The following is a 23,595-nucleotide window of genomic DNA, read 5'->3' on the forward strand; positions in this document are numbered from 1 at the left end:
AGTTGCAGGGTTATTAGAGCGCGGGGCCATTCCCCGCGTTACCCTGCCACAGGGCGTCAAACGGGGTGTGGGAGGAAACCCGGTTCCGGATCCCCTCGGTCACAAAAGCCTTTGCGGTCTTTGCGGCTTCCAGCGGGGTGGCTCCCTTGGCGAGCTCGGCAGTAATGGCTGCCGCCAGGGTGCAGCCGGCGCCGCTGACAGCCACTTCGCCGACCTTGGGTGCCCGGAGCACTTCCATCGTCTCGCCGTCGTAAAACACATCCACGGCGTCGTCGCCCTCCAGGCGTACTCCGCCCTTGGCGAGGACCACGGCTCCGGATGCTTCGTGGATGCGGCGGGCTGCTTCCTGCAGGTCTTCGACGCTTTCGATGGAGTCCATGCCGGACAAGGACATCGATTCAAAGTGGTTGGGGGTAACGAAGGTTGCCAGCGGCAGGATCTGCGCCTTGAGTGCCCGGTCCGTGTCCAAAGCGGCTCCCGGCTCCTGGCCCTTGCAGATCAGCACCGGGTCAAGGACGATGTTGGTCCATTCCTGACTCTGGAGGGCCTTGGCAACGGTGTCGATCGTGGCGGGCGTTCCCAGCATGCCGAGCTTAACAGTGGTCAGGTCATAGGCGGTCTGGATGGCCTCAAGCTGGTCACTGATGACCTGGGGTTCCACCGGTACAAAGCGGTGACTCCAGTTATCTTTCGGATCAAAGGAAACGATGCAGGTCAGGGCAGCTATCCCGTACGTTCCGAGTTCCTGGAACGTTTTTAGGTCGGCCTGGGCGCCGGCGCCGCCGGTGGCCTCGGAGCCGGCAATAGTCAGGGTGACGGCCGGGGAGGCTGTTTCGGCAGAGTGTGTGTTAGCAGACATGAGTCCATCTTCCACCCAAAGCGATCTTCGGTGCCACCGCGGCTTAATGCCGGCAGGCGGGGTGGATGAGGCGGGAACAAGGCCCGGAACCGGAAGCTAGGCACGGGCGAAAGGCCAAATGGTCGCCCGGCCGGCTGCCATGGCCAATCCGATGGCAACACCCATGAGCAGCGGCACAAGGACTGCATGAACGCTCAGGCCGATGATGACCCAGCCGAGCAACAGCGGCACGATGAAGAAGGCCAGCACATGCAGGCCCTGGTGCTGGACGCCGCGCAGGAACCATCCCAGAAGCAGGCCGAGGGGAAGCGCGGTGAACAATCCGAGACCGGCTGCGTAGAAGGCGGCCACAACCACGGTCCAAACGTAGCCCCAGAAGTCCCGGGACGTCCCCCACCCCACCACAATTGTGGCGATTGCGGCCAGGACAATGCAGGCAACCCCGTATCCCAGAGCGACGGCCAGCGGGCCGGGTGGAGCATATCGGTGCTGCGGCGCAACGGCGGCGGGAGCAGCCTGGGCGGGTATCAACGCGGGCGGAAGCACGACGTCGTCGCCGCCTTTGTCAGTCATCGCGTCGGGCTCCCTGGAAGAGGTGAACTACATCCTCCACAATATTGCGAACCACGGGCAGGCGGGAGAGGATGACCAGCTTCGCGGCCAGCGGAGCGACGTTCTCCACCAAACGGCGCGAGCGGCGCTGTCCCGGCGAGCGGTCATAAATCCAAAAAAGTGTCACCCCCATGTGCACCAGCCACAGGAGCTCGGGCAGGTCGTCGCGGATGGCGAGCGGCGGCTGCGGGCGTGACACGGTGACGGCCTGGCGGAACATGGCGATCGATTTGGCCCGGCCAACTCCCATATCCGCACCGGCGCGGGTGCCCCGCGGGGAGGCCGACGACGGCGGCATGGCAGTGCGCAGGAAATGGGCGCCAAAATCGTGAAACGGGCCCATGACGTCCAAGTTGGCCAGCAGAATCAGGCGCAGGTGCTCACCCAGGTTGTGTCCGTCGCGAAGCAGGGGCAGGGCGGCACTGCGGTGCTCATCCTGCAGATGCCGGTACAACTCGGCAACGAGTTCATCTTTGGAGCGGAAGTAATAGTACGCATTGCCCACTGACACCCCTGCCGTTTCGGCGATGCAGCGCATGGTGGTGTCGGCGTAGCCCCGGGTGCGGAACAGGGTGAGAGCGGAATCAATCAATAGCCGTCGGGTCTTTTCACTCTTGACCGTCGCGGTCATCAGCGCTCCTTAGTTCAGTTGTCGGCGCTGGTTCGGTCATAGGCGCAGATCCGCTTATATGCGCTCAATTTCCGGCACGCCTGCAAGAATACAGCACTTTTTTGAACCTGTTCAAAAAAGCCGTGGCGGTGCGGCCGGGCAGAACGTGGCAGAATTGACGGCGGCCCCTGCGGGCCGCCCGGTGCAGCGGGCACAGTGCTAATACAGCCGGCGGAAGCCAGGCGAACCACTAGGAAACGGAAGACCCATGCACACCTCCACCGGCATCGATCCGGCGCCCGCTCCGGCATTTGCCGTCCGCGGCAGCTCCCATTACGACATCATCCTGACGCTCATGTGCGTGGTGATCGTCATTTCCAATATCGGCGCCACCAAGGGCGTGGTGCTGGGACCGTTCTTCGGCGACTTCAGCATCGTGACCGACGGAGGGTTTTTCCTCTTCCCGCTGGCCTACATCCTCGGCGACGTCATTAGCGAGGTCTACGGCTTCAAGGCGGCGCGGCGGGCCATCTTCATGGGCTTTGCGGTTGCGGCACTGGCTGCGGCCAGTTTTGCCGTGATCATCGCACTGCCGGGATTCGACGACGACTACGGGCAGGCCAAACAGGCGGCGCTGGAACTGGCACTGGGTCCGGTGTGGCAAATCGTGCTGGCCAGCCTGCTCGGCTTCCTGGCCGGACAAACCCTGAATTCCTGGGTCCTGGTCCGGATGAAGGAAAAGTTCCGGGAACGGGCACTGATCGGACGGCTCATGGCCTCCACCGGCGTGGGAGAGTTCGCCGACACCCTGATCTTCTGCGCCATTGCCGCGCCGGTCATCGGCATCACCGACGCCGGCGGCTTCATCAATTACGTGATCTTCGGTTTCGTCTACAAGACGCTCATTGAGTTCCTGTTTGTTCCGGTTACCGCCGTGGTCATCAAGGCCATTAAGAAGCGCGAACCGAGTTACGGCGCTGCAGTGCCTGCCGGTACGTCGGAAGGCTGAGCTGCAGGTTAGACCTTGGCGCTGTAATAGTTCCCGAGCGTTTCCGCCTTGAAGTCGAAGAACGACCCGTTTTCAATGGCCAGCCGTGCGTCGTCCACAAGCTTCACCGTGAAGCGTTCATTGTGGATCGACACCAGGGTGGAGGCAACCATTTCCTTGGCCCGGAACAGGTGGTGGATGTAGGCCTTGGTGTAGTGCGCGCAGGCGTAGCAGTCGCAGCCTTCCACCAGGGGAGTGAAGTCCTTTTTGAAGCGGGCGTTGGAGAGGTTCAGCCGCCCGTGCGGCGTGTAGAACGCCGACGTGCGGGCCACGCGGGTGGGGGAGACGCAGTCGAAGGTGTCGGCACCGTTTTCAATGGCGGTGAAGATGTCGTCCGGTTCGGAAATCCCCAGCAGATGCCGCGGCTTGTCTTCGGGCAGTTCCTCGGTGCACCAGCGCACGATCGTTCCGAGGTTTTCCTTCTCGAGTGCTCCGCCGATGCCGAACCCGTCAAAATCCATGGCGCCCAGATCCCGGGAAGCCTTCCGGCGCAGGTCCTCATACTGGGCACCCTGCAGGACACCGAACAACGCCTGGTAGGGCTTTCCGACGCGCTCCTCGGTGAGCCGCTTATGCTCGGCGATGCAGCGCAGAGCCCACAGCCGGGTGCGTTCCAGTGACATTTCCTGATAGGCGCGCGAGTTCATCAGCGTGGTCAGCTCATCGAAGGCGAACATGATGTCAGCGCCGATCTGGTGCTGGACCTGCATGGAGACCTCGGGGGTGAAGCGGTGCTTGTCGCCGTTGAGGTGGGACTTGAACCACACGCCGTCGTCATCAATGTGAGCCAGGCGTTCCTTGCCGGGAGCGACGGCGTCATCCGCGCCGGTGGCGTGCGTGGTGCCGTCCGCATTCATGTTGATGACCTTCTTGAAGCCGGCGCCCAGGCTCATGACCTGGAAGCCGCCGGAATCGGTGAAAGTGGGACCGGACCAGTTCATGAACTTGCCCAGGCCGCCCGCGGCGTCGAGGACGTCGGGGCCCGGCTGCAGGTACAGGTGGTACGCGTTGGCCAGCAGCGCCTGCGCGCCCAGATCTGCCATCGACTCGGGCAGCACGGCCTTGACCGTTGCCTTGGTTCCTACGGCGATGAACGCCGGTGTGGCGATTTCGCCGTGGGGTGTGGTGATCGTGCCGGTGCGGCCCTGGAATTCACCGCCGTTGGCCTGCGTCTGCTCAGCTGTTGGGGCAGTGGTTTCGCGCAGGCGCTTACCGAGGGCAAAGGAGAACGTTGAGGAAGACACCCCTCCATTTTGCCTTACCCAACAGTGCCGGCTGTTTCCCGAAGCGGGTGCTGCTCCGGCTGGGATGCGCGCCACATATTTCCGGGTGCGGCAACGGGCGGGCGTACGGTGGAAAGAGCGGCGTCGGCCGCACCCCAAACAACTGCAAAAAACGTCCCTGAAAGCTGCCCTCTTGAACCTGCTGCGCGATATGTTCCGGATCGCACCCGCCCACAATGATCATCAGGTGGCGGTCCGCTGCGGGCTCGGGGTGGGGATTCCCCTGCTCCTGCTGCTTGCCTTCGGCCGTATTGATTTGGCGATCTTTGCCAGTTTTGGGGCGTTTACCGGCATCTACGGCCGGAATGAACCGCACCGGCAGCGGTTCGGGCACCAGCTGCGGGCCGGCGCGCTGATGCTCGCTGTCATCACCGCCGGAGCGCTGACCTCCCGGCTGGAGCCGGACGCGTGGGGAATTGTCCTGGGCACCACCGCAGTGGCGGGACTGGGGACACTTGGCACCGGGTTCTGGCGGCTTCGTCCCACCGGTTCGCTGTTCCACATCTTTGCCTACGCCGCCATCTCTTCGGTGCCGAACCAGCCGCCCGTGTGGCAGGCACTCTTGGCGGCTGTGGGAACCGTTTGCTTTTCCCTGCTGCTTGGCCTGTCCGGGCGGCTCCACCCTGCACACCGCACGCCGTGGCTGAAGCCCGAACGACCCCGTTTTACCGCTGCGGCGCGTAAAACCGTGTGGATCGACGCCGGCCTCTACGCAATCGCTGCCGCGGTTGCCGGGTCCATCGCCACACTGATGGGCATCGGCCACAACTACTGGGCGATGGTTGCAGCAACCGTGCCGCTGGTGGGGGTGGGCGTGCGCCACCGGCTCTACCGGGGCCTGCACCGCATCCTGGGGACCTTTGCCGGGCTGGTGCTGACCGCACTGATTCTGCTCCCCGGGCTGGAACCGTGGCAAATGGTCGTCGTGATTGCGCTGCTGCAGTTTGGTGCGGAAATGCTTGTGGTCCGGCAGTATGCACTGGCCCAGGTGGTCATCACGCCGCTGGCACTGATCAGCACCGAGCTGGCGCATCCGAGCAACTCGGCGTTGCTGATCAAGGACCGGGCCGTGGAGACGGTTATCGGAGCGGCAGTGGGAATGGTCATGGTCCTGATCATTCACTTGCACAGCCGGCGTACGAGTCGCAGTGCACATCCGGAGCAGGCTTCAGGGCAGCTGCCCGTTCCGGCGGCCCCGCGTTCCTAGCGGTCGACCGTTGTGTCCAGGGGGCGCCCGTTAGGTCGGGCCCCTGGGTGAGGTGAGGGCCTTACAGATCCAGGTTCAGGCCGCGGACGGCAATCAGTTCGTTGCGGATGCGCCGGTCCAGCTCATGCTCCGAAAGTGTTTGCGATCCGCCGTGGGCGCGCAGGTACAGCAGGGCATCCAGCCTCAGGACACGCCAGTCGCGTTCGCCGTGTTCATCGCCGGCCTCCCCTGCGCGGTGGATTTCCCGGTCATACAGGTTGGGTTCATTCAGCTGGCGCTGCAGCAGTTCCGCGGCCAGCTTGGCCTTCAACGGATCGCTTTCCGCTGCGTCTCCGGCACGGACAGCCTGCGCATAGGCGGCCGAAGTTTCCTCGTCGCCCGCTTCATGGGTGATATGCGCGGCCAGGGAGAGTGCCCCCTGGATCCAGTTCCACCGGCCAAAGTTGCCGTCAAAGGGCAGTCCCGTGATGATGTTGCAGACCTGCAGAGCGTTTTCGGCGTCGTCCAGGTCCACGTACAGGGTGTGTGCCAAATCCCGGACGTCCTGCAGGTTGCTTCCGGATTTCACATTCAGTCCACGGCCGAGCCGTGCAGCCACTTCCTGGACACGGTCCTCATCCGGGTGCGCAGCGGCGGCGGCGGCAACGACGGCGGCATAGTCCTCCTCCTCCACCGGTGCCACCCGGACCGCGTCCGCCGGGGAACCGGACGGTGCCGGTGCCTGGACACGCACGGAGGAGCCGTAGGCCAGGCGCAGCGTCATGCCGTCTTCGAGAACAAGGAGAACCAGGGCGGGCACGCCGAAGTCGTCATTCTCCACGGAGCTGTCCTTCACCGGAGCCAGTGAGGTGCTTTCATGCACCGGAATTTGCCCGGGCGCAAGCAGCTCGGCATTGACCCGGAATGTGTAAGACTCCGGCTGGCTCTCAGGCATAGCAGATTCCTTCTCTTCGCAGCAGTCGGCCCCCAGTATATAAAGATGCTGTAACGGGTACTCAGCGGCCCCAGCTGGCCGAGGCCAGTGCCTGCCGCAGCAGGTCACCGCGTCCCCCCGCAAACTCTGCATAAATGTCGGGGCTTAGCGCTTCCTCGGGCGTCAGCCAGGACAGTTCCAGGGCGTCCTGCCGAGGGTCGCATTCACCGGTGACGGGGATCAGGTAGGCCAGCGCGACGGCGTGCTGGCGCTCATCGGTCAATCCCGACTGGGAGGGCGAGGGGAAATACTCGGCCACGGCAAACGGAACCAGAGCCGGAGGCAGCTGGGGCAGGGCCATCGGGCCAAGGTCCTTTTCCAGATGGCGCAGCAGCGCGGCGCGAATGGTTTCCCGGTACATCACGCGTCCGGAGACAAAGGTCCGGACCATCTTGCCCTCGGCAGTGGCCTGCAGCAGCAGGCCCACTTCCGTGACGTAACCCAGGGGATCGCAGCGAACCGGAACGGCTTCGACATAGACCATCGGAAGCCGTTGCCTCGCCTCGCTAAGCTCATCTTCTGAAAGCCAGCCGGGATAGGGATCAGGGGTACGAACACTCATAGAAGTGTTTTACCGCAAACCGGTGAACGCGCTCAGCCGACGCGCGGCGCTTTGGCCCTCGGCTGAACTACCGAAGGTACTTTTGCCCGGCGAGGGCCCGGTCTACGCTCTGAGGATGACCAGCAGCGACCCGCGGCCGCCACCGCCCAAGACGCCGCCCAAGACGCCGCCAAAATCACGGCCAAAGCCGCCGCCGAAGCCGCCGCTGCCCGAACTGCTGCTCCCGCATGCAGAAGCGTGGCGCACGTGGCTGGCAGCTCATCATGCAAGCTCGCCCGGGGTGCAGTTGATTCTGGGGCGAAAGGGCGGGACCGTAACAAACCTGTCCTACGCCGGAGCACTGCAGGAAGCGCTGTGCTTTGGCTGGATTGACGGACAGGCCAACAAACGCGACGGCGAAAGCTACTTTCAGCGGTTCACTCCGCGGGGCAAGCGCAGCATCTGGAGCCTGCGCAACGTGGGATACGTGGAACAGCTGGAAGCTGAAGGCAGGATGCAACCGTCCGGGCGCACCGCCGTCGAGCAGGCAAAAGCCGACGGCCGCTGGGACGCAGCCTATGCGGGGCCCGCTACAGCTGTGATGCCTGCGGACCTGGTGGCTGCGATTGCCGCGGTGCCCGCGGCACAGGCAACGTATGACATCTTGAACTCCCAAAACCGGTATGCACTGTTTTTTCGGCTCAGCACGCTGAAGACTGCTGCCGCACGCGAGCGCAGGATTGCCGCCGTCGTCCAGATGCTGGCAGACGGCGAGACTCCCTATCCGCAGCGGCGCACGCCGCTATGATCAGCGTGCCGTGCCTGCGGTCCCCATACCTCTGTGGTCCCCATGTGTCTGCGCGCTCTTGTCTTTGGAAAATGCCCGCGGGACTCTTGAATGCAAGCAACACTGAGCACGCCCGCGGCAGCTGAGCCTTGCTGCGGCATATCTGCGGAGGACCATCAATGTGTCGTCTCTTTGGCATGCACGCCGGTAAAACCCCCGTCAAAGCCACCTTCTGGCTCCTCACGGCGCCGGACAGCCTGTCCCGGCAGAGCCGGCGGGAAGCTGACGGATTCGGGATTGGAACCTTCGACGGCGAGGGGCGGCCGGTGGTGGATAAAGCTCCGATAGCAGCCTACGAGGACAAGGCCTTCGCCGCGGAAGCCCGGGACCTGTCCAGCACCACGTTCCTCGCCCACGTGCGGTATGCCAGCACGGGCGGCAACCTGTTGGTGAACACCCATCCCTTCGAGCAGGACAACCGCCTGCTCGCCCACAACGGTGTGGTGGAGGATCTGGACCGGCTCGAGGCGCGGCTGCGGCAGCTTGGCGTGATGGACCTGGTGAAGGGCGATACCGACAGTGAGCGGGTCTTCGCCCTGATCACGGCGGAGGCGCGCAGCAACGGGGGTGACGTCGAAGCGGCCATCGTCTCGGCGCTGACGTGGGTGGCGGAAAACCTGCGGCTTTTCGCGGTGAACATCATCCTGACCACCGGGTCGGACGTGTGGGCGGTCCGGTATCCGGACACGCACCCCCTCTATGTCTTGGAGCTCGCCGGATCCGAGCCCCACGCGGGGATGCGCACACAGCGGATCAGCGTGCACAGCCAGGAAATGGCCGAAGGCCGGCGGCCTGCGGTGCTGCTGGCCACAGAGAAAATGGACGACAATCCCAAGTGGCGGCTGATGGACTCCGGCGAGGTCCTGCACATCGATCCGTCACTGAAGGTTCACAGCAGCAGTCCGCTGCCGCCTGAACCCCGGTATCGGTTGACGCTGGCTGATCTGGATGTCACGGCTGCGGCATCACAGCAGCCGCTGAAGGTTGGCTGAGCACGTCAGCCGTGGCCGCGCCGGACCCTCGCCGCCGCCTCCAAAATAATCCACGCTGACAGCTGCGTAGAGAGGCCGACGCCGGTTCCACCCGGATAATGCCGTTCGGCCGCCTCCAGCGGATGCGGAGAGAAGACCGTCCGCTGCCCCCGCTTTGTCCGTCCTGCCCAGAGCGCTTCAGCCGTGGCACTGACCATCGCGGCGGCCTGTTCCCGGTGGCGTTGAGGCAAAGTCGGAGACACTGCGGCCAGGGCAAGATAACGGGCCAGGATACCGGTGAATAAGCCGGCATCACCGGTGCCGTGGGTGACGAGTACCGCTGTGCCGGAGTGGGTGAGCACCCGGTGAACCGCATCGATGAGCTGGGCTGCCCGGGCCAGGTTTGCCGGACCGCCCAGTTCCAGCAGGGCACCCAGGACCGGGCCCTGGTTGTAGGAAAAGACAGCCCCTTCCACCACAGGATCCGCCGTGGTTCTGCCCGCCTTGATGCCGTCGAGGTACAGTCCTGTTTCGGCATCCAGGAGGCTGGAGTTGAGCCAGTCAATCAGGGCCTGGGAGCGCTCGCGTTCACCGCTGCGGGCGAAGTGCAGCGCGGCCGGGCCGGTGGCCGGTGTGTTCTTGAAGGTCCGGCGCCGGTTCCAGTACAGCCCGCCGCCAAACTCCATGGTGTGGGCCGAGCGCAGGGCCTCCGTCAGTGCAGCCAGCATCCGGGGATGGCGCCGTGCCGTGGGCCGGCGGGGAGCTCCGCCGTCGTCGGACCGCCGCACCGGCCGGGAGGGAAGGAGGGCATCGAAGCGGGCCACAGCCAGGGCCAGCCAGGCCATGTCGTCGAAATACCAGTTGGTGGCACGCAACCCGTTCCGCAGCCGAATGGTGCGGATGAGCTGGTGGGCCTGCCCGACGGCGTCGGGAGCTCCGCGCAGCGCTGCGTCAACCAGCGCATCCACGTAGTGGGCCTGCCACCAGTAATGCCAGGGCCCGGGCCGCAGGCGCCGCGGGGCCGGGCTTTCGACGGCGGCCAGTCTGGTTCCCGGAAGCCCCAGCAGCGGGCGGGTGAAGGCGGCAGCAACAGACGCCCCCGCATCATCGGCGCGGGCTTGGATCTCGTGCAGCGGTTGCTCGGACAGCATGCGAACCACCCTAGACCCGTGAGGTCTGCTGTCACAGTTAAAGCGGCAGCGGCTGGCCGCGGGAATCTGCGCGAAGATGCGATGTGTGCCTGATCACAGTAGGCTCAAGTGGCGCCGCCGCAGGGGCAGGTGCAAACTTTGACGCAGGAGTACGGATGGACATTTCAGGGGCATCGGCAGTTGTTACCGGGGGCGCTTCCGGGCTGGGACGGGCTACGGCCCGCAGGTTGTACGACGCCGGAGCGTCAGTGATCCTGGTGGATCTGCCCTCCTCGGGCGGCCTGGCGTACGCTGCTGAGCTGGGCGACAACGCCCACTTTGTTCCCGGTGATGTTACTGATCCCGAACAGATGGCAGCAGCAGTGGAAGCCGCTATGAATGCCGGACCGCTGCGTGTGGCTGTCAACTGTGCAGGCATCGCGACCCCTGGCAAGGTGCTGGGCCGCAACGGTGTACTGCCGCTGGAGGACTTTGCCCGCGTGATCCAGGTGAACCTCATCGGAACGTTCAACGTCAGCAGGCTCGCCGCTCAGGCCATGGCGGAGACTGAACCGGTGGAGACCGGCGGCACCTCCGAGCGCGGCGTCATCATCAACACCGCGTCCGTCGCAGCTTTCGACGGACAGATTGGCCAGCCGGCCTATTCCGCTTCCAAGGGCGGGGTTGCAGCCATGACGCTGCCGCTCGCCCGTGAGCTTGCCCGCCACCTGATCCGCGTGGTCACGATTGCTCCCGGGATCTTTGAGACCCCCATGATGGCGGGACTGCCGCAGGAAGCCCAGGACTCCCTGGGGCAGCAGGTGCCCCATCCGTCCCGTTTGGGCCGGCCGGACGAGTACGCCGCACTGGCTGCGCACATTATCGAAAACCAGATGCTCAACGGCGAAACCATCCGCCTGGACGGCGCCATTCGGATGGGACCGCGCTGATTTTGTTGGCTGCAGATGAAGGAAGACAGCCCGGTGCTGCGGGGCTCCCGGATGCCGATTTTTATGCGTTCGAGGACCTGCTGAGCCAGCGCGAACAGGAAAAGCTTGCCGAGCTGCGCACCTTTCTGGCGGCCGAGGTGGCTCCGTATGCCGGGCAGTGGTGGCAGGACGCGTACTTCCCTGCCGAGCTGTTGCCCAAGCTGGCGGCGCTGGAACTGTCCACCCCGGTACAGCAGGGCTACAGCCCGCTGTTTGCGGGGTTGGTCATCGCGGAGATGACCCGGACGGATACGTCAATCGCCACGTTCTTCATGGTTCACCATGATTTGTTCGTGGAGGCACTGCACGCCTTCGGTTCCGCAGAGCAAAAGGACCGGCTGCTGGCCGATGCGATGGCACTTCGCATCACCGGAGCCTTTGCCCTGACCGAACCGGAGCACGGCTCCGACGTTGCCGGCGGGATGGAAACCACGGCGGTCCGGGACGGGGACGCCTGGCTCCTCAACGGCAGCAAACGCTGGATCGGCAACGGAACTTTCTGTAACTACATGCTGTTGTGGGCACGGGAACCCGGAACCGGCAAGGTGCGGGGCTTCCTGCTGGATGCTTCGCTCCCGGGTGTCCACCGCACCCGGATCGAGAACAAGACGGCGCTGCGGACCGTGCAGAACGCGGACATTACCCTGACGAATGTCCGGGTCAGCGAAGATGACCGGCTTGCGGGAATCGACAGCTTTGAGGACATCAAACACCTCCTGCGCGGCTCACGGATCATGGTGGGCTGGCAGGCGGTGGGGGCGCAGCTCGCTGCCGTAGACGTTTCCCGGGCGTATGCCGTGGAACGCCAACAGTTTGGCCGCCCGCTGGCATCGTTCCAGCTGGTGACCGAACAACTGGTGCGCATGCTGGGAAACACCGTGGCCAGCACCGGGATGCTGGCCCGGGTGTCCGAGTTGGAACGGGGCGGGTATCCCTCAGCGGCGGGCCGGAGCGGTCCGGGGGCCGGTCAGGGGGGAGCGGACCAGCGCGGATCCGACGGCGGCATGGCGCAGGCCGCTCTGGCCAAGTCCTATGCCAGTGCCAAGATGCGCGAGACCGTGGCGCTGGGGCGCAGCATCCTGGGCGGCAACGGCATTGTGACCGACCACCGGATGGCAAAGATCTTCGCCGATGCCGAAGCCATCTACACCTATGAGGGAACCTACGAGATCAACTCCCTCATTGTGGGCCGGGACATTACCGGTATTTCGGCACTGCGCTAAGGCGGGCTGGCTCTTCCATGGGGCTGGCTCTGCCATGGCCGGGCAGGGATCGGGCCGTCGATGAACCAGCCCGATCCGCCGGGGACGCGGTCTGCGCGGCAGCCGTCCCCGGCGGAGACCCGCCTCCCCGGGAGACCCGCCTCCCCGGGAGACCCGCATCCCCTGGAACCCCGGGCGTCAGCGGCGGAACTGAGCCAGCGGGTTGTCCAGCCGGCCGGAGAACTGCAGCCCGCCGGAGGGGTCGCTGAGATCCAGCATCTGCTGGTTGTTGCGCAGCTGGAGCCGGTTCAGGCAAGAGAGCGGAAAGTCCTCGGCGAAGAGGTCATGGGCCGCAAACTGGTCCGCCAGCTCCGGATGCGCATCCTGGTACTCCAGCACCACGGCGGCCACGGTTGCCCAGAAGTCGGCCTCGGAGAGCCGGCCGTCCTCCTCCAGCAGCGCAGCCAGGAACCGGAAGAAGCAGTCAAACACATCAGTGAAGATGGACAGGACCTTTTCATCCTGCGGGATCTGCACCCGCACCCGTGCACACTCCTCGGGCAGGGTCACCCGGTCACCCATCACCACAATTTCCTCGGCGATGTCCTTCATGATCATGCGTTGAACTGCCCCGTCCTTCAGCACCATGATCAGGTTTTCGCCGTGCGGCATGTACGCCAGGTCGTAGGCATGGAAGCAGTGCAGAAGCGGCACAAGGTATGCCCTGAGATATTGCTCCAGCCATGCCGAAGCACTGAGCCCGGACTGCTCAACCAGGGCAGAGACCAGGGGCCGTCCGGCGCCATCGGTATGCAGGAGGGACGCCATGGTGGCCAGCTGCTCGTCCGCACCGAGCCGGGGAAGGGGACTTTCCCTCCACAGCGCCGAGAGCATTTTGCGGTACGGGGATCCCTTGGGTGCCCCAACCTCAAAATAGCGGTTGGTATAACCGATCGCTGCGCTCTCCCGCAGGATGCCGAACCCGGCTGCCTGCAGCGTGGCGTCACTGCGGATCAGGCCGTCCAGCCAGTCGTTGATGGCGGGCGTGGCCAGCATGTATTCAGGGGAAAGTCCGCGCATGAAGCCCATGTTCACCACTGAAAGAGCAGTTTTTACATAGCAGCGGTCAGTGTTCGCGCGGTTGAAGAACGTGCGGATGGACTGCTGCGCCTGATAGACGTCATTCCCGCTGCCCAGATGGATCAGATGCCCCTGAGCAATCTCGGCAGCAAAGGTGACAGTCAGCTTCTTGGCCCACTGCCAGGGGTGCACCGGCATATACAGGTACGCGGCGGGGTCGGCTCCCTGCTGCGCCAGCCGGGCATCAAAGCCGGCGACGACGGCGGCGCCCAGTTCGCTCGTCAAATGTTCCCGGTAGCCCAGGCCGGGCAGGGAGGTGAACACGGCACGGTCGCGGCGGACGGCTATCCACTCCAGCTGCACGGGCGCACCAGCCTCCGGTGCGTAGGACAGATAGTCGTCCGAGCCGAAGCCCAGCCGCCCGTTGTTGGCTACAAAGCAGGGATGGCCCTCGGTCATTGACTGCTCCACGGTTTGGAAATCCGCAGCGGGATCCACCCCCGAGGTGACTCCTCTGGCGAGCAGTTCCGACGACGGTGCACCGGGGTGGTTCTTGAAGGCGTGCGATGCCAGGGTGCTGCTGATTTCTTCCAGATACACCGGGAGCATCTGCTCGTTGATTCCCAGAGTTGCGGAGAACTCCGTGATGAATACCAGTGCATCCAGCACGGTTTCACGGCCGAGGGCAACCCGGCGGATGCTCCCGGCCGGAATGGACCAATGGCCCAGGGCGAGTATCCGCGCGTCGAAACGGTACTCAGCACCGCCGTCGTCGGACAGCAGACGGTAGGTTCCGAAGCCCGGCTCGCCGGCGGGTGCCCCGGAGGCGGGCGTACCGACCGGCTCCGGGCGCAGGATCCGCTCGTGGGAGAACTCGGACAGGGCCTTGCGGATGAGGTGCCGGTTGGCGGCTGCCCAGCGTTCCGGTGTCAGGTGTTCGGTGGCTGCGGACCGGGCGCTGCCGGTGCCGGAAAGGGTGGAAGTCACAGGGGTGCTCCTGATGCTGTGGAGGGGAGAGGTAGGTTGTCTTGGCCGGCACGAAGGTCGGCGTGGGCGGCAGGGGGGCACCGGGGCGTTCAGCGTGCGGAGGTAATCCTCCCGGGTGCAGAAACTTAACAGGGCCTCCTTGTCCGGAAGCGAAATTCTGCGGGTAGCCACAAATCCCATCCGGGCGTTCAGCGCTGCGATTTTCGCGTTGCGGACGTCGGGTTCCACGACAATTCGCTGCGTGCCCTCATCGGCGAAGAGGAACTCGAGGACGGAGCGGAACACCTCGGTGGTGAAACCGCTGCGCGGGTGTACCGCCGGACCCACCAGAAGGTGCATTCCTGTGTCTGCGGGGTGTACCGCGTAGTGGGCGGCCAGCGGAGAATACGCCGGCTCATAGGACTCCATCAGGAACGCGGGCGCTCCGTCTTCCAGACCCAGCCACGCGTGGTGGTGGGGATCCTCGCTGATCCGGGTGTACTCGGCCAGCACTGCCTCCTGCGTCGCGTCCAGCATGCCCCAAAACCGGGCGTAGTCCCGGCGCATCCAGTCATGCAGCAGGGGCGCATCGCGGGCGGGGTCCACGGGAACGATCCGGAAACTCATGCCGTGGCCCCCTTGGCGGCGAAGGCATGGCCGGAAACGCCGGCGGCTTCGGGGACCGGAGCCTCGGGGGTGCCGTGACGCGGAACGCCGAACTCCTGGAAAGCGATGCTGCGCTCCACGGGATAGTGCTCCCGGCCCAGCATCTGCGCAATGATCACTGAATTGCGGTAGGCGGCCATGCCCAGGTCCGGACTGACGAACCCATGCGTGTGCAGCTCGGCATTTTGCACGAAGATCTCTCCGGGTACGGTGCTGATTCCGTAGTTTCGGTCAACATCAAACCGACCGGCGGCGTCCCGCCGGATACGGCCGCTGATGCCAGCCAGGAACTCCGGCTCCCGGTAGGTGTAGCCGGTGCCCAGCACGACGGCGTCGGTCTGTTGGAGGTGCTTCCGGTCCTGTTCTCCGTGGTGCAGCGTGAGGGTGTGGGTGTCAGTGTCCGGATGGTACTGAGCGTCGAGGAGTTCCATTCCGGTCAGTAACCGGGTCCGGGGTTCGCCGGTAAGGCTGAGGGTGTACAGGGCATCATATATCTCGTTGATGAGCTCAGAGTCGATCCCCTTGTAGAGGTTCTTCTGGGTTGCCACAAGCCGGTCGCGGGTGGCTTCCGGCAGGGCATGGAAATAGTCCACATAGTCCGGAGACGTCATTTCCAGGGTCAGCTTGGTGTACTCCAGCGGAAAGAAGCGGCCTGAGCGGGTGACCCAGTTCAACTCATAGCCGTGGGAGGGCATGTCCTGGAGCAGGTCCAAATAGATCTCCGCGGCGCTCTGGCCGCTGCCGACCACCGTGATGCTCGAGCGGGAGAGCAGTTCCGCTTTGCGGGCCACATAGTCGGCGTTGTGCAGCACCAGTCCACCTGCTCCGGTAATGCTGTGTGCCGCTTCGGGGACGTGCGGCTGCGTGCCGGTTCCCAGGATGAGGCGGCGTCCGCGGCGGACCCTGTGCCCCAGCGGGCCCACGGTGTGAACCGAGTAGGCGCCGTCGTCGTATTCCACATCGGTGACGCGCTCGCTGAAGTGCACGTTGGGCAGCGAGTCCGCCACCCACTGGCAGTAGGCGTTGAACTCAGCACGCAGCGGGTAGAAGTTTTCCCGGATGTAAAAGCGGTAGATGCGGCCGGTCTGTTTGAGGAAGTTGAGGAAGGAAAACGGTGATGTTGGATCCGCCAGCGTGACCAAATCCGCCATGAACGGCACCTGTAGGTGGGCGGTGTCCAGCATCATCCCCGGATGCCAGTCGAAGCCGGGGCGGGCGTCAACGAAAGTCAGGTCCAGGTCAGCGATCGGATCAGAAAGCGCAGCCAGCCCGAGGTTGAAGGGTCCGACTCCGATGCCGACGGCGTCATGGATGTGCGGCATGTCCGCTGCGGGGCTCATGCCGGCACCCCCGCCGTGTCGGCCAGATAGTCTCTTCCCGCCCTGCGGATGAGGCCGAGGATTTCCCTGATGTCCTCCAGCGTGGTCTCGGCATTGAGCAGCGTGAACTTGAGGTAGTGCCGGCCCGCCAGCTTAGTTCCGGCCACCACGGCCTCCCCTGATGCGAAGAGCGTCTTGCGGATGTGCCGGTTGACGGCATCAGCCCTTGCATCGTCCGTTCCTGCCGGGAGATAGCGGAACACCAGGGTGCTGAGCTGTGCAGGCGCTGCCAGGTCAAAATCCGGGTCGGCGGAAAGAATGCCGGAAGTATCCGCTGCAAGGTCAACGGCCTTGTCCAGGAGCAGGCCGATGCCGTCGGCGCCCATCAGCCGAAGGGTGAGCCACAGCTTCAGCGCATCAAAGCGCCGTGTGGTTTGCAGGCTTTTATCGACCTGGTTGGGAGTCATTTCCCGGGCGGCGCTTTCCGGATTGAGATAGTCAGCGTAGTAGGTCACGTGGCCGAGCATTGCCGCATCCCGGACCAGCAGGGCGCTGGAGGAGACGGGCTGAAAGAAGGTTTTGTGATAGTCAACGGTGACTGAATCGGCGGCGCCGATGCCGTCCAGCAGGTGACGGTGGCGAAGCGATGTGATGAGCCCGCCGCCGTAGGCGGCGTCCACGTGAAGCCAGGTGTCGTAGTCGCGGGCAAGTGCTGAGGCGGCCGGCAGCGGATCTATGCTGCCGAAGTCAGTGGTGCCGGCGGTGGCCACGATCGCCATGGGTGTTTCTCCGCGCGCAACGCTGTTGTCCAGGGCTGCCCGCAGTGCTTGGGGGTCCATCCGTTGGCGGGAGTCGCAGGCCACCGGCACCACGGCGTCGTATCCCAGCCCCAGCAGCGAGGCCGACTTGGCAATGCTGAAGTGGCTCGCCTCGGAGGTGAAAATGCGCAGGCCGTCCAGCAGTGCAGGCAACCGGCTGCCCTCGCGGCGCGGGTCCAGACGGAGCTTGGCCACCGCCTGGTTCCGCGCAATCAGCAACCCCTGCAGGTTGGATGCGGTTCCTCCGCTGGTAAATACTCCGTCCGCGCGGCCGCCCAGCTCCAGCCGGTCCGCCGTCCAGCGAATGAGCCGCTGCTCGATCAGCGTTGCCCCGGCGCTCTGGTCCCACGTGTCCAGGGACGAATTCACCGCGGACAAAATTGCCTCACCAACCAGCGCAGGGATAACCACCGGGCAATTCAGGTGGGCTGCGTATTTGGTGTCGTGAAAATACACGGCGTCCTTCAAATACACGAGGGCCAGTTCTTCCAGTGCTGCCGCAGTGGACGGCAGCGGCGACTCCAGGTCGATTGCCTCGACGGCTGGTGCCAACTGGGCCGGGGTGGAACCGGTGAAAGGCCGGGTGGTGCCGGCAACTGTCGCAGCCACCAGGTTCACTCCTTGGAGGACGTCTTCCGCGTAGCGATTGGTGGTCTGCGCGTTGAACAGCAGGCCGGCGCTGGCCCTTTCCTGTTCGAATCGGAACGCAGGGTCGGTGCGTTCTTCAATGTGGTGCAGCAAGCTCACTGCGACTCCCTCGATTGTTTCGAATTGGTAACTCAGGTAACCCTTACTTAGGATGACCTTTACGTCAAACAAATGTGACGTAATTGTTTCCGGCGCGTCATTCCGGGGGAGTTGCCGGCGTCCGTTCCTGCCGAGGAGGCAGAGTGCTGGCCGGGTGGTGCTGAACAGAAAGCGTCAGTAGGCTTACTAATGAGGATCTGCCGGCGGTTCGGTTCAACCGGACGCAGGCAGCGACAAGCTGAAGGAGAGGCACGATTGATGGACGAGCAGAGCATTCCCGACCCCGAGCTGGGCGATGATCCCGTACTGGCCGATGATATTGCCGATGTTGTGACTCCGGACGAGGTGGCCGAGGTGCCGCTGAGCGACATGGTCGATGCAGACGACCTGTCCGCCACGGACGAGTTTGTGGACCCGGAGGCCCTGAGCTACCCGGGCGCTGCGGAGGATAACCCCGACCGCTGGCAGGAGGACCCGCTGCTGAGCGGAGAGGCCTCCGTAGACGACCCGGGAATGCTGTCTGACCAGACGCTGCGGGACGAAACCGCCGAAGAGCGGTACGAGGAAGGCGTCTCCCAGATCCCGCCCGAGGTTCCGACCATCGGAGAAGCGGCAGCCGACGTCGACTTTGATGATCCGGTGGCCACTGATGAGCAGGACGGCAGTGACGATCCGGCTCACCTCGGCGGAGATCCGCTGGCTGACTTCGATTCCGAGGAACGCGAACTCTAGCTGCAGAAATGCATTACTGGCAGCGGCCGGGCATGAGGGCCGCTGCCAGTGGTGTGCCAGGAATCAAGCCGTGTGAACGGGGCCGGTCAGTCTCTGCCGCTGAACCCGCCCCGCGAAGAGAAGACCGCCGAAGGGTCTAGCCTTTTCTCATGCCTTCTTTCCGAGCCCAGCTGAACATCACGGGGCTGAAGCCCGGAACGCAGCCAGAATCCGTGATGGACACTGCTGTTGCAGCCCTGGCCGCCAGCCACCACGTCGAAGCTCATCAGCTCGACATCGTTGCGGGGGTTCCGCGCATCACCCTGCGCTTCATGGTCCCCGACAACGAATTCTCGCTGGAGAACGCCCAGGCACTGCACGCAGCAAACAACATGCGCCATGCCGTGGAGACCGTTGCCGACGCAGAACGGCTGCGGGTTCTGCGGCGGCAGCGGGGCCGCTGGATTCCTCTCTGAGGGGTTTGTCCGGCGGCTAGAAGTGCAACACCAGCCGGCCGCGCACTCCGCCGGCTTCCAGCCTGCGGTGGGCTTCCTCCGCCTTTTCCGCCGGGATTCGATCGGCAACCCGAAGAGTCAGCGTTCCGTCCTCGGCGAGGCGGCGCAGAGCTTCGAGCTTCTGGCCGGAATGGTATTCATCCCGAACCGCAATCGGATGAACAGTGATGCCCCGCCCCGGGTCTTCCTGCCACCACCGGTACGTGGCAAAACCTCCGTTGTCCTTGACCGCCGGCGCAGCTTTTTCGTTCATCACGGCCGCATCGGCGAGGGCGTCCACGCCCTCGGGGAAGAGCTCCCGGATCCGCTCCGCAACGTCGTCGCCGCGCTCCACGATGTAGTCCGGTCCCAGCCCGGAGACCAGTGAGCGGTCCTTTTCCGCGGCATCGGCTACAACCACCAACCCGGCATGTTTGGCCAGCTGCACCAGGTAGTTTCCCAGCGTTCCCGCTGCTCCGGTCACGGCAAGTGACTGGCCGGGCTGGAGGCCAAGCTTTTCCAGCGTCTGGACGGCGGTCAGGCCGTTCATGGGCAGAGTTGAGGCTTCGGCTAAGTCCATGCCCGCCGGGATATGGCCGAGAGAGTCCGCCGGAGCCACCAAGTATTCCTGATACGCTCCCCCATGCTCGCCGAGGGGCAGCGCAATGGCCATGACTCTGTCTCCCACCTGCCACCCGCCGGAACCGTCCGTCTCGTCAATGATCCCGGCCGCGTCCATGCCCGGCACTGCCGGGAGCTTGCCGGCTCCCTTGCTCTGTCCGCCTGCCCGCAGGACGGTGTCGGTCGGGCTGACAGCAGCAGCCTGGACCCTGATGCGCACCTCGCCCGGTCCTGCATGGGGATCGGCAACGTCCAGGACGGTCAGTGCTTCGGGTCCGCCGAACTTTTCCACTCCGATGATCTTCATACTCGGCGGCAACCACCGCAGCTGCCGCGGTATTCCACTCACGAATCCGAGGAAGTGACGCCGGACCGTGGAACTACAGGACGACTGGCAGTGGTTCCGGACGAAGCCGCCCTTCCGCCTGCCGTTCCCTGCGCCGCCGTTCATGATCGACCTGGTGCCGGCGGGAGCCAGCCGAGACCAGGACCAGGAAAGCGGCCACGGCTGCTCCCACGCCAATGCTCATGGAGTCCGGAGATCCCGTCAGCCGCTCAAAAGCGATACACGACAATCCCCAGACGATGGCGAGAGCCAGCGACAAATGGCCTCGATCGGTCATGCAAATCACGGTGATGCCCACCATGACCGTGATGATGCTGACCAAAGCCCAAACGGTAGCGCCCCAGCCGGCGAGATCTGCTTCCGCTCGCGTCAGGGTGAAGGCAAGCGCCGCAACGAGGGAGAGAACGCCCGCGGCCAGCGATACCCTCAGGGGCGCGTCAGCCAGGATTCCTTCCACAACGGACGACGGCGGGTGGATGTTCATGCTGTGCACCGCCACCAGGCCCACTGCTATTTGCGCTGCGGCAACGGGCAGGAGGAGACCGGCGTTCACCGCGGAGACTGCCAGCAGCCAAGCGAAGGCGACGATCTGGGATGCCAGGATGAGCCAGCCGAAGCGTTCCTGCCGAGGATTCTCGCGCTGCCGGGGAAGCCACTGGTAGAGCGCATATCCCAGCCACGATGCTGTAACCGGCAACCACATCCACCACGCTGCGGCGGCCGGCGCGAGGTGCGACGCCGCGGAGCCAAGCACGGAGTCCGGACTGCGTTCAACCAGGAAGCCGTCGGACCGTGCAAGGACGAGAACGGTCGCTGCGGCGGCAGCTGCTGCCAGGGATACGGCGACCCGGCGAATGAGGCCAAGGGGGAGCCTGTTTTCTTCTCGGAGCATTTCTTCTCGGAGCAGCCGGGATTCCGGCTCCATACTGACACCGGACTTTGCCTCGCCGGGCGCAGGGCCAGCCAGTTCGAGGCGTTGGGCATCAGATGGTTTCGACGGCGGAATCATCAGGGTCCTTCCCCTGCCGGAGTATCCGAAGTTGGCCTCCCCGGACGTTTTTCCCACCCTATCCATTGACAAAGCAAAAAGGCTACGTTAAGTCCGGCTGAGCCTTGGGAGCGAACGCCAGCGAGAGACGGCTGCGGTACTGAACGGGCTGCCTCGTCAAAGGGTCAACAAACTCCACGGATCGGGCAAGCAACTGAAGGGGCCGGTCGTAGTCATCCGGCGCCTGCGGCAGCAGCTCGGGGTAGAAGGAATCATTGAGGATGCCGATTCCCTGAGATGCCATATGCACCCGCAGCTGGTGTGTCTTGCCCGTGTGCGGCTGGAGGCGGTAGCGGCCAACGCCGTCGTGCGCCTCCAGGAGTTCGATGCGCGTTTCGGCATTGGGTTCCCCCTCCACTTCCTGCGCCAGCAGGTAGGTGCGCGACTTGATCATGCGGCTTCGCACAACTCGGGGCAGTTCAAGGTCGTCGCGGACCGGAGCGACGGCCTCATATTCCTTGCTGATCCGACGCTTTTCAAACAGGGTCTGATACTTTCCACGGGTTTCCGGATTGGTTGAAAACAGGAGCACCCCTGCAGTCATCCGGTCCAGGCGGTGCATGGGAATGAGGTCCGGAATGTCCAGCTGCACGCGAAGGCGAACCAGCGCTGACTCGGCCACGTACATGCCTCCGGGCGTGGTGGGCAGAAAGTGGGGTTTGTCGACCACCAGCAGGTTCTCGTCCTGGTGCAGGACGTTGATTTCCACCGGGAGCCGCTGTTCGGGCGGCAGTTCCCGGTAATACCAAATGAAGGTGTGCTCGTGCAGTGGAGTCTCTTGGGTCAGCGGAATACCGCCCAAACCCACAACCTCGCCGCGGGCAAACCGGTCGGCAATGCCATCCGGGTCGACATGGCCAAACCGGGACAAAACGTAGTCCATGGCCGTCTTCCAGGGACCGTCATCCGGCAGCCGCAGGCGGGTGGCATTCACGCCGTTGCGTACGGGAAGGGGAGATTGCATCACCCTTCCAGAGTACCGAGGCGTGGAATCGTTCCATGACGCTGGGCGCCGGGGGACCGGGACAAGCAGCTGGGGTCATCGGCTGGGAGGGCCGGAAAGCCGGGGGCGGGCACAGTCAGGAGGGGCCGGCAACCGGGTCGGAATGCTGGGTTACGTGCGGTTCTTGGCCCGCAGTCTCGGTCAACGCCAGGAGGAACCGTGTCACGACGTCCGCTTCTCCGGGCGAAAGCGACGAGGCGACGTCCATCATGCGTTCGTGGAGTCGGCTCAGGGTCGTCTGCATATCAAGGTGCGATTTATCCGTTGGAACCAGCTTCAGCGCCCGCCGGTCAGTGGGGTGTATTTGCCGCTCGACGTGCCCGCTGCGGACGAGGCGGTCGATGAGTGCCGTGGTTGACGCCGTTGAGATCGAAAGCAGGCGGCTCAGCTCCGTGGGGCCAAGGGCGTTTCTATGGTGGGAAGCATGCATCACGTAATGCAGCGCCTGCATATCTTTTTCGTTGATGTCCAGCTGGTGCCGGATCCGCGGCCGCATCTCCTGTTCAGCGATGCGGTATCCCCGCAGTGCTTCAAGCACGGCCCTTGCGGGCTCGCTGTTCGGGTCGCCGGGGTACCAGTAGCCATTTGCACCCAACTCTGTGGTGGAAGACATGCGCACAGCCTAACGGCGGCAAACGCAGGTTTCGGCTGCGACTGGCTTTATGTGGCAGGCGCGGAGGAGGAGGCCGCTGCCGCCGGCTGGCAGTGCGGGCAGTAGTACAGGTCCCGCAGCTCCAGTGCGTTGTCGCCGACAAGTTCGTGGGCCACCTTTGTTCCGCAGCGGAGGCAGCCGCGGGTTTCCCTGTTATAGACCCAGAGAGGATCTCCGCCCATGTTTCCGGTGGTGATCCTGCGGCTTCGCGTTTTGTTGGCTTCGAGCAGCCGCTTGGACAGATCGATGATCCTCGGCAGATTCCGCACCTCCCCGACGGGAGTCAACGGATGTACTCCGGCGAGGAAACAAATCTCGCAGCGGTAGACGTTGCCGATGCCGGCGAGGTTGCGCTGATCCAGTAACGCCAGTCCGATAGGCCGCTCCGGGACGGACTCAATCCGCCGCAGTGCCTCTGCTGCGTCCCAGTCCGGTCCCAGGAGATCGGGACCAAGGTAGCCGACGGCGTCGTTCTCCTCCGAGCGCGGTAGGACACGAAGGAAACCAAGATCGAAGCCGACCACCTGTTTTTGAGCCGTCTCCAGGACACAGCGCGCCTTGAACGCCGGACGGCGCCATCGCTGGCCACGCTCGTAAACGTGCCAGAGGCCCTCCATTTTGAGGTGGGAATGCAGGATCCAGCCACTGTCAGCATCGTCCAGCCGGATCAGCAGGTGCTTGCCGCGCGCGACGACGTCGGTAACTGTGCGGCCCGTGAAATCGGTGGTGGCGAACTTGGGTACGCGGATGTCACATTTGGTCAGGGTTTGGCCGGCCAGCGCGGTGTTGAGTTCGCGGGCTGCCCGCCAGACTGTATCGCCTTCAGGCATGCTGTCCTCCGTGTCCGTTGAC

Annotated in this window: 23 protein-coding genes and 1 pseudogene; 8 read left to right on the forward strand and 16 right to left on the reverse strand. The window is 64.4% G+C overall.

Translation table 11 applies throughout. The features are described 5' to 3' along the window. Positions 1-13: 13 nt before the first annotated feature. The 3 genes from thiD to CXR03_RS16300 form a co-directional block, all read right to left on the reverse strand. The gene (gene thiD, locus CXR03_RS16290; protein WP_104104801.1) at positions 14-859 is read right to left on the reverse strand and encodes a bifunctional hydroxymethylpyrimidine kinase/phosphomethylpyrimidine kinase; all 846 of its coding nucleotides are present in this window, start codon (positions 857-859) and stop codon (positions 14-16) included. 96 nt (positions 860-955) lie between these two features. Next, positions 956-1,432: a hypothetical protein gene (locus CXR03_RS16295; protein ID WP_104104802.1), complete on the reverse strand. Its 477-nt coding sequence runs from the start codon at positions 1,430-1,432 to the stop codon at positions 956-958. Continuing rightward, positions 1,425-2,102: a TetR/AcrR family transcriptional regulator gene (locus CXR03_RS16300; RefSeq protein ID WP_104104803.1), complete on the reverse strand. Its 678-nt coding sequence runs from the start codon at positions 2,100-2,102 to the stop codon at positions 1,425-1,427. Before CXR03_RS16300 ends, CXR03_RS16295 begins: the two co-directional genes overlap by 8 nt. A 247-nt stretch (positions 2,103-2,349) precedes the next feature. On the opposite strand from CXR03_RS16300, the gene CXR03_RS16305 reads away from it, so the two are divergent. Further along, entirely contained in the window at positions 2,350-3,090 is a 741-nt protein-coding gene (locus tag CXR03_RS16305) for a queuosine precursor transporter (RefSeq protein ID WP_104104804.1), read from the forward strand. Positions 3,091-3,098: 8 nt separating this feature from the next. On the opposite strand, the gene tgt is transcribed toward CXR03_RS16305, so the two are convergent. Further along, the gene (gene tgt / locus CXR03_RS16310) at positions 3,099-4,373 is read right to left on the reverse strand and encodes a tRNA guanosine(34) transglycosylase Tgt (protein WP_181034661.1); all 1,275 of its coding nucleotides are present in this window, start codon (positions 4,371-4,373) and stop codon (positions 3,099-3,101) included. Positions 4,374-4,545: 172 nt separating this feature from the next. Here tgt and CXR03_RS16315 point away from each other — a divergent pair, with 172 nt between their 5' ends. Next, on the forward strand, positions 4,546-5,619 hold the full coding sequence (locus CXR03_RS16315; RefSeq protein ID WP_104104805.1) for an FUSC family protein: 1,074 nt from the start codon (positions 4,546-4,548) through the stop codon (positions 5,617-5,619). A gap of 61 nt (positions 5,620-5,680) precedes the next feature. Here the strand turns inward: CXR03_RS16315 and CXR03_RS16320 are convergent, their stop codons facing one another. Both CXR03_RS16320 and CXR03_RS16325 read right to left on the reverse strand, forming a co-directional pair. Then, complete coding sequence (locus CXR03_RS16320) at positions 5,681-6,553, reverse strand: DUF6707 family protein (RefSeq protein ID WP_104104806.1); 873 nt, start codon at positions 6,551-6,553, stop codon at positions 5,681-5,683. A 61-nt stretch (positions 6,554-6,614) separates the two neighbouring features. Then, positions 6,615-7,154: an NUDIX hydrolase family protein gene (locus CXR03_RS16325; RefSeq protein ID WP_104055750.1), complete on the reverse strand. Its 540-nt coding sequence runs from the start codon at positions 7,152-7,154 to the stop codon at positions 6,615-6,617. Between the two features lie 115 nt (positions 7,155-7,269). On the opposite strand from CXR03_RS16325, the gene CXR03_RS16330 reads away from it, so the two are divergent. Together CXR03_RS16330 and CXR03_RS16335 are read left to right on the forward strand one after the other, a co-directional pair. Further along, positions 7,270-7,941, forward strand: a complete 672-nt coding sequence (locus CXR03_RS16330; protein WP_104104904.1) for a YdeI family protein — start codon at positions 7,270-7,272, stop codon at positions 7,939-7,941. A 158-nt stretch (positions 7,942-8,099) separates the two neighbouring features. Continuing rightward, the gene (locus CXR03_RS16335) at positions 8,100-8,972 is read left to right on the forward strand and encodes a class II glutamine amidotransferase (RefSeq protein WP_104104807.1); all 873 of its coding nucleotides are present in this window, start codon (positions 8,100-8,102) and stop codon (positions 8,970-8,972) included. A gap of 5 nt (positions 8,973-8,977) precedes the next feature. On the opposite strand, the gene CXR03_RS16340 is transcribed toward CXR03_RS16335, so the two are convergent. Then, positions 8,978-10,102, reverse strand: coding sequence for a glycoside hydrolase family 76 protein (locus CXR03_RS16340; RefSeq protein WP_104104808.1), 1,125 nt, complete (start codon positions 10,100-10,102; stop codon positions 8,978-8,980). 155 nt (positions 10,103-10,257) lie between these two features. On the opposite strand from CXR03_RS16340, the gene CXR03_RS16345 reads away from it, so the two are divergent. Beyond that, complete coding sequence (locus tag CXR03_RS16345; RefSeq protein WP_104104809.1) at positions 10,258-11,031, forward strand: 3-hydroxyacyl-CoA dehydrogenase; 774 nt, start codon at positions 10,258-10,260, stop codon at positions 11,029-11,031. A gap of 5 nt (positions 11,032-11,036) precedes the next feature. Further along, positions 11,037-12,293 (forward strand): acyl-CoA dehydrogenase family protein, encoded by a 1,257-nt coding sequence (locus CXR03_RS16350; protein ID WP_104104905.1) that lies wholly within the window; start codon positions 11,037-11,039, stop codon positions 12,291-12,293. Positions 12,294-12,470: 177 nt separating this feature from the next. On the opposite strand, the gene CXR03_RS16355 is transcribed toward CXR03_RS16350, so the two are convergent. From CXR03_RS16355 to CXR03_RS16365, 4 genes and pseudogenes are all read right to left on the reverse strand, one after another. Continuing rightward, complete coding sequence (locus CXR03_RS16355) at positions 12,471-14,339, reverse strand: IucA/IucC family siderophore biosynthesis protein (protein WP_258073727.1); 1,869 nt, start codon at positions 14,337-14,339, stop codon at positions 12,471-12,473. A gap of 162 nt (positions 14,340-14,501) precedes the next feature. Further along, positions 14,502-14,945: pseudogene (locus CXR03_RS18755) on the reverse strand (GNAT family N-acetyltransferase); the annotation flags it as partial. Then, entirely contained in the window at positions 14,942-16,324 is a 1,383-nt protein-coding gene (locus tag CXR03_RS16360; protein WP_219816271.1) for a lysine N(6)-hydroxylase/L-ornithine N(5)-oxygenase family protein, read from the reverse strand. The pseudogene CXR03_RS18755 and the gene CXR03_RS16360, both read right to left, overlap by 4 nt. After that, positions 16,321-17,850 carry an aspartate aminotransferase family protein gene (locus CXR03_RS16365; protein WP_308470591.1) on the reverse strand — a complete coding sequence of 510 codons (1,530 nt, stop codon included), beginning with the start codon at positions 17,848-17,850 and terminating at the stop codon, positions 16,321-16,323. The genes CXR03_RS16360 and CXR03_RS16365 overlap by 4 nt, the downstream gene beginning before the upstream one ends. A gap of 276 nt (positions 17,851-18,126) precedes the next feature. On the opposite strand from CXR03_RS16365, the gene CXR03_RS16370 reads away from it, so the two are divergent. After that, entirely contained in the window at positions 18,127-18,600 is a 474-nt protein-coding gene (locus CXR03_RS16370; protein ID WP_104104813.1) for a hypothetical protein, read from the forward strand. Between the two features lie 149 nt (positions 18,601-18,749). Next, positions 18,750-19,055 (forward strand): hypothetical protein, encoded by a 306-nt coding sequence (locus CXR03_RS16375; RefSeq protein ID WP_104104814.1) that lies wholly within the window; start codon positions 18,750-18,752, stop codon positions 19,053-19,055. 16 nt (positions 19,056-19,071) lie between these two features. Here CXR03_RS16375 and CXR03_RS16380 read toward each other — a convergent pair whose 3' ends face one another. The 5 genes from CXR03_RS16380 to CXR03_RS16400 form a co-directional block, all read right to left on the reverse strand. Beyond that, on the reverse strand, positions 19,072-20,001 hold the full coding sequence (locus tag CXR03_RS16380; RefSeq protein ID WP_104104815.1) for an NADP-dependent oxidoreductase: 930 nt from the start codon (positions 19,999-20,001) through the stop codon (positions 19,072-19,074). A gap of 73 nt (positions 20,002-20,074) precedes the next feature. Further along, a complete protein-coding gene (locus tag CXR03_RS16385; RefSeq protein ID WP_219816272.1) occupies positions 20,075-21,121 on the reverse strand; it encodes a hypothetical protein in 1,047 nt (348 codons plus the stop codon). Positions 21,122-21,131: 10 nt separating this feature from the next. Then, a complete protein-coding gene (locus CXR03_RS16390; protein ID WP_104104817.1) occupies positions 21,132-22,052 on the reverse strand; it encodes an RluA family pseudouridine synthase in 921 nt (306 codons plus the stop codon). Positions 22,053-22,167: 115 nt separating this feature from the next. Beyond that, on the reverse strand, positions 22,168-22,704 hold the full coding sequence (locus tag CXR03_RS16395) for a MarR family winged helix-turn-helix transcriptional regulator (protein WP_104104818.1): 537 nt from the start codon (positions 22,702-22,704) through the stop codon (positions 22,168-22,170). 47 nt (positions 22,705-22,751) lie between these two features. Then, positions 22,752-23,573, reverse strand: a complete 822-nt coding sequence (locus CXR03_RS16400) for an Fpg/Nei family DNA glycosylase (protein WP_104104819.1) — start codon at positions 23,571-23,573, stop codon at positions 22,752-22,754. Positions 23,574-23,595: the final 22 nt, after the last annotated feature.

The sequence above is a fragment of the Arthrobacter sp. 08Y14 genome (genome assembly GCF_002929455.1).
In the GTDB taxonomy this organism is placed as follows: Bacteria; Actinomycetota; Actinomycetes; order Actinomycetales; family Micrococcaceae; genus Arthrobacter_B; species Arthrobacter_B sunyaminii.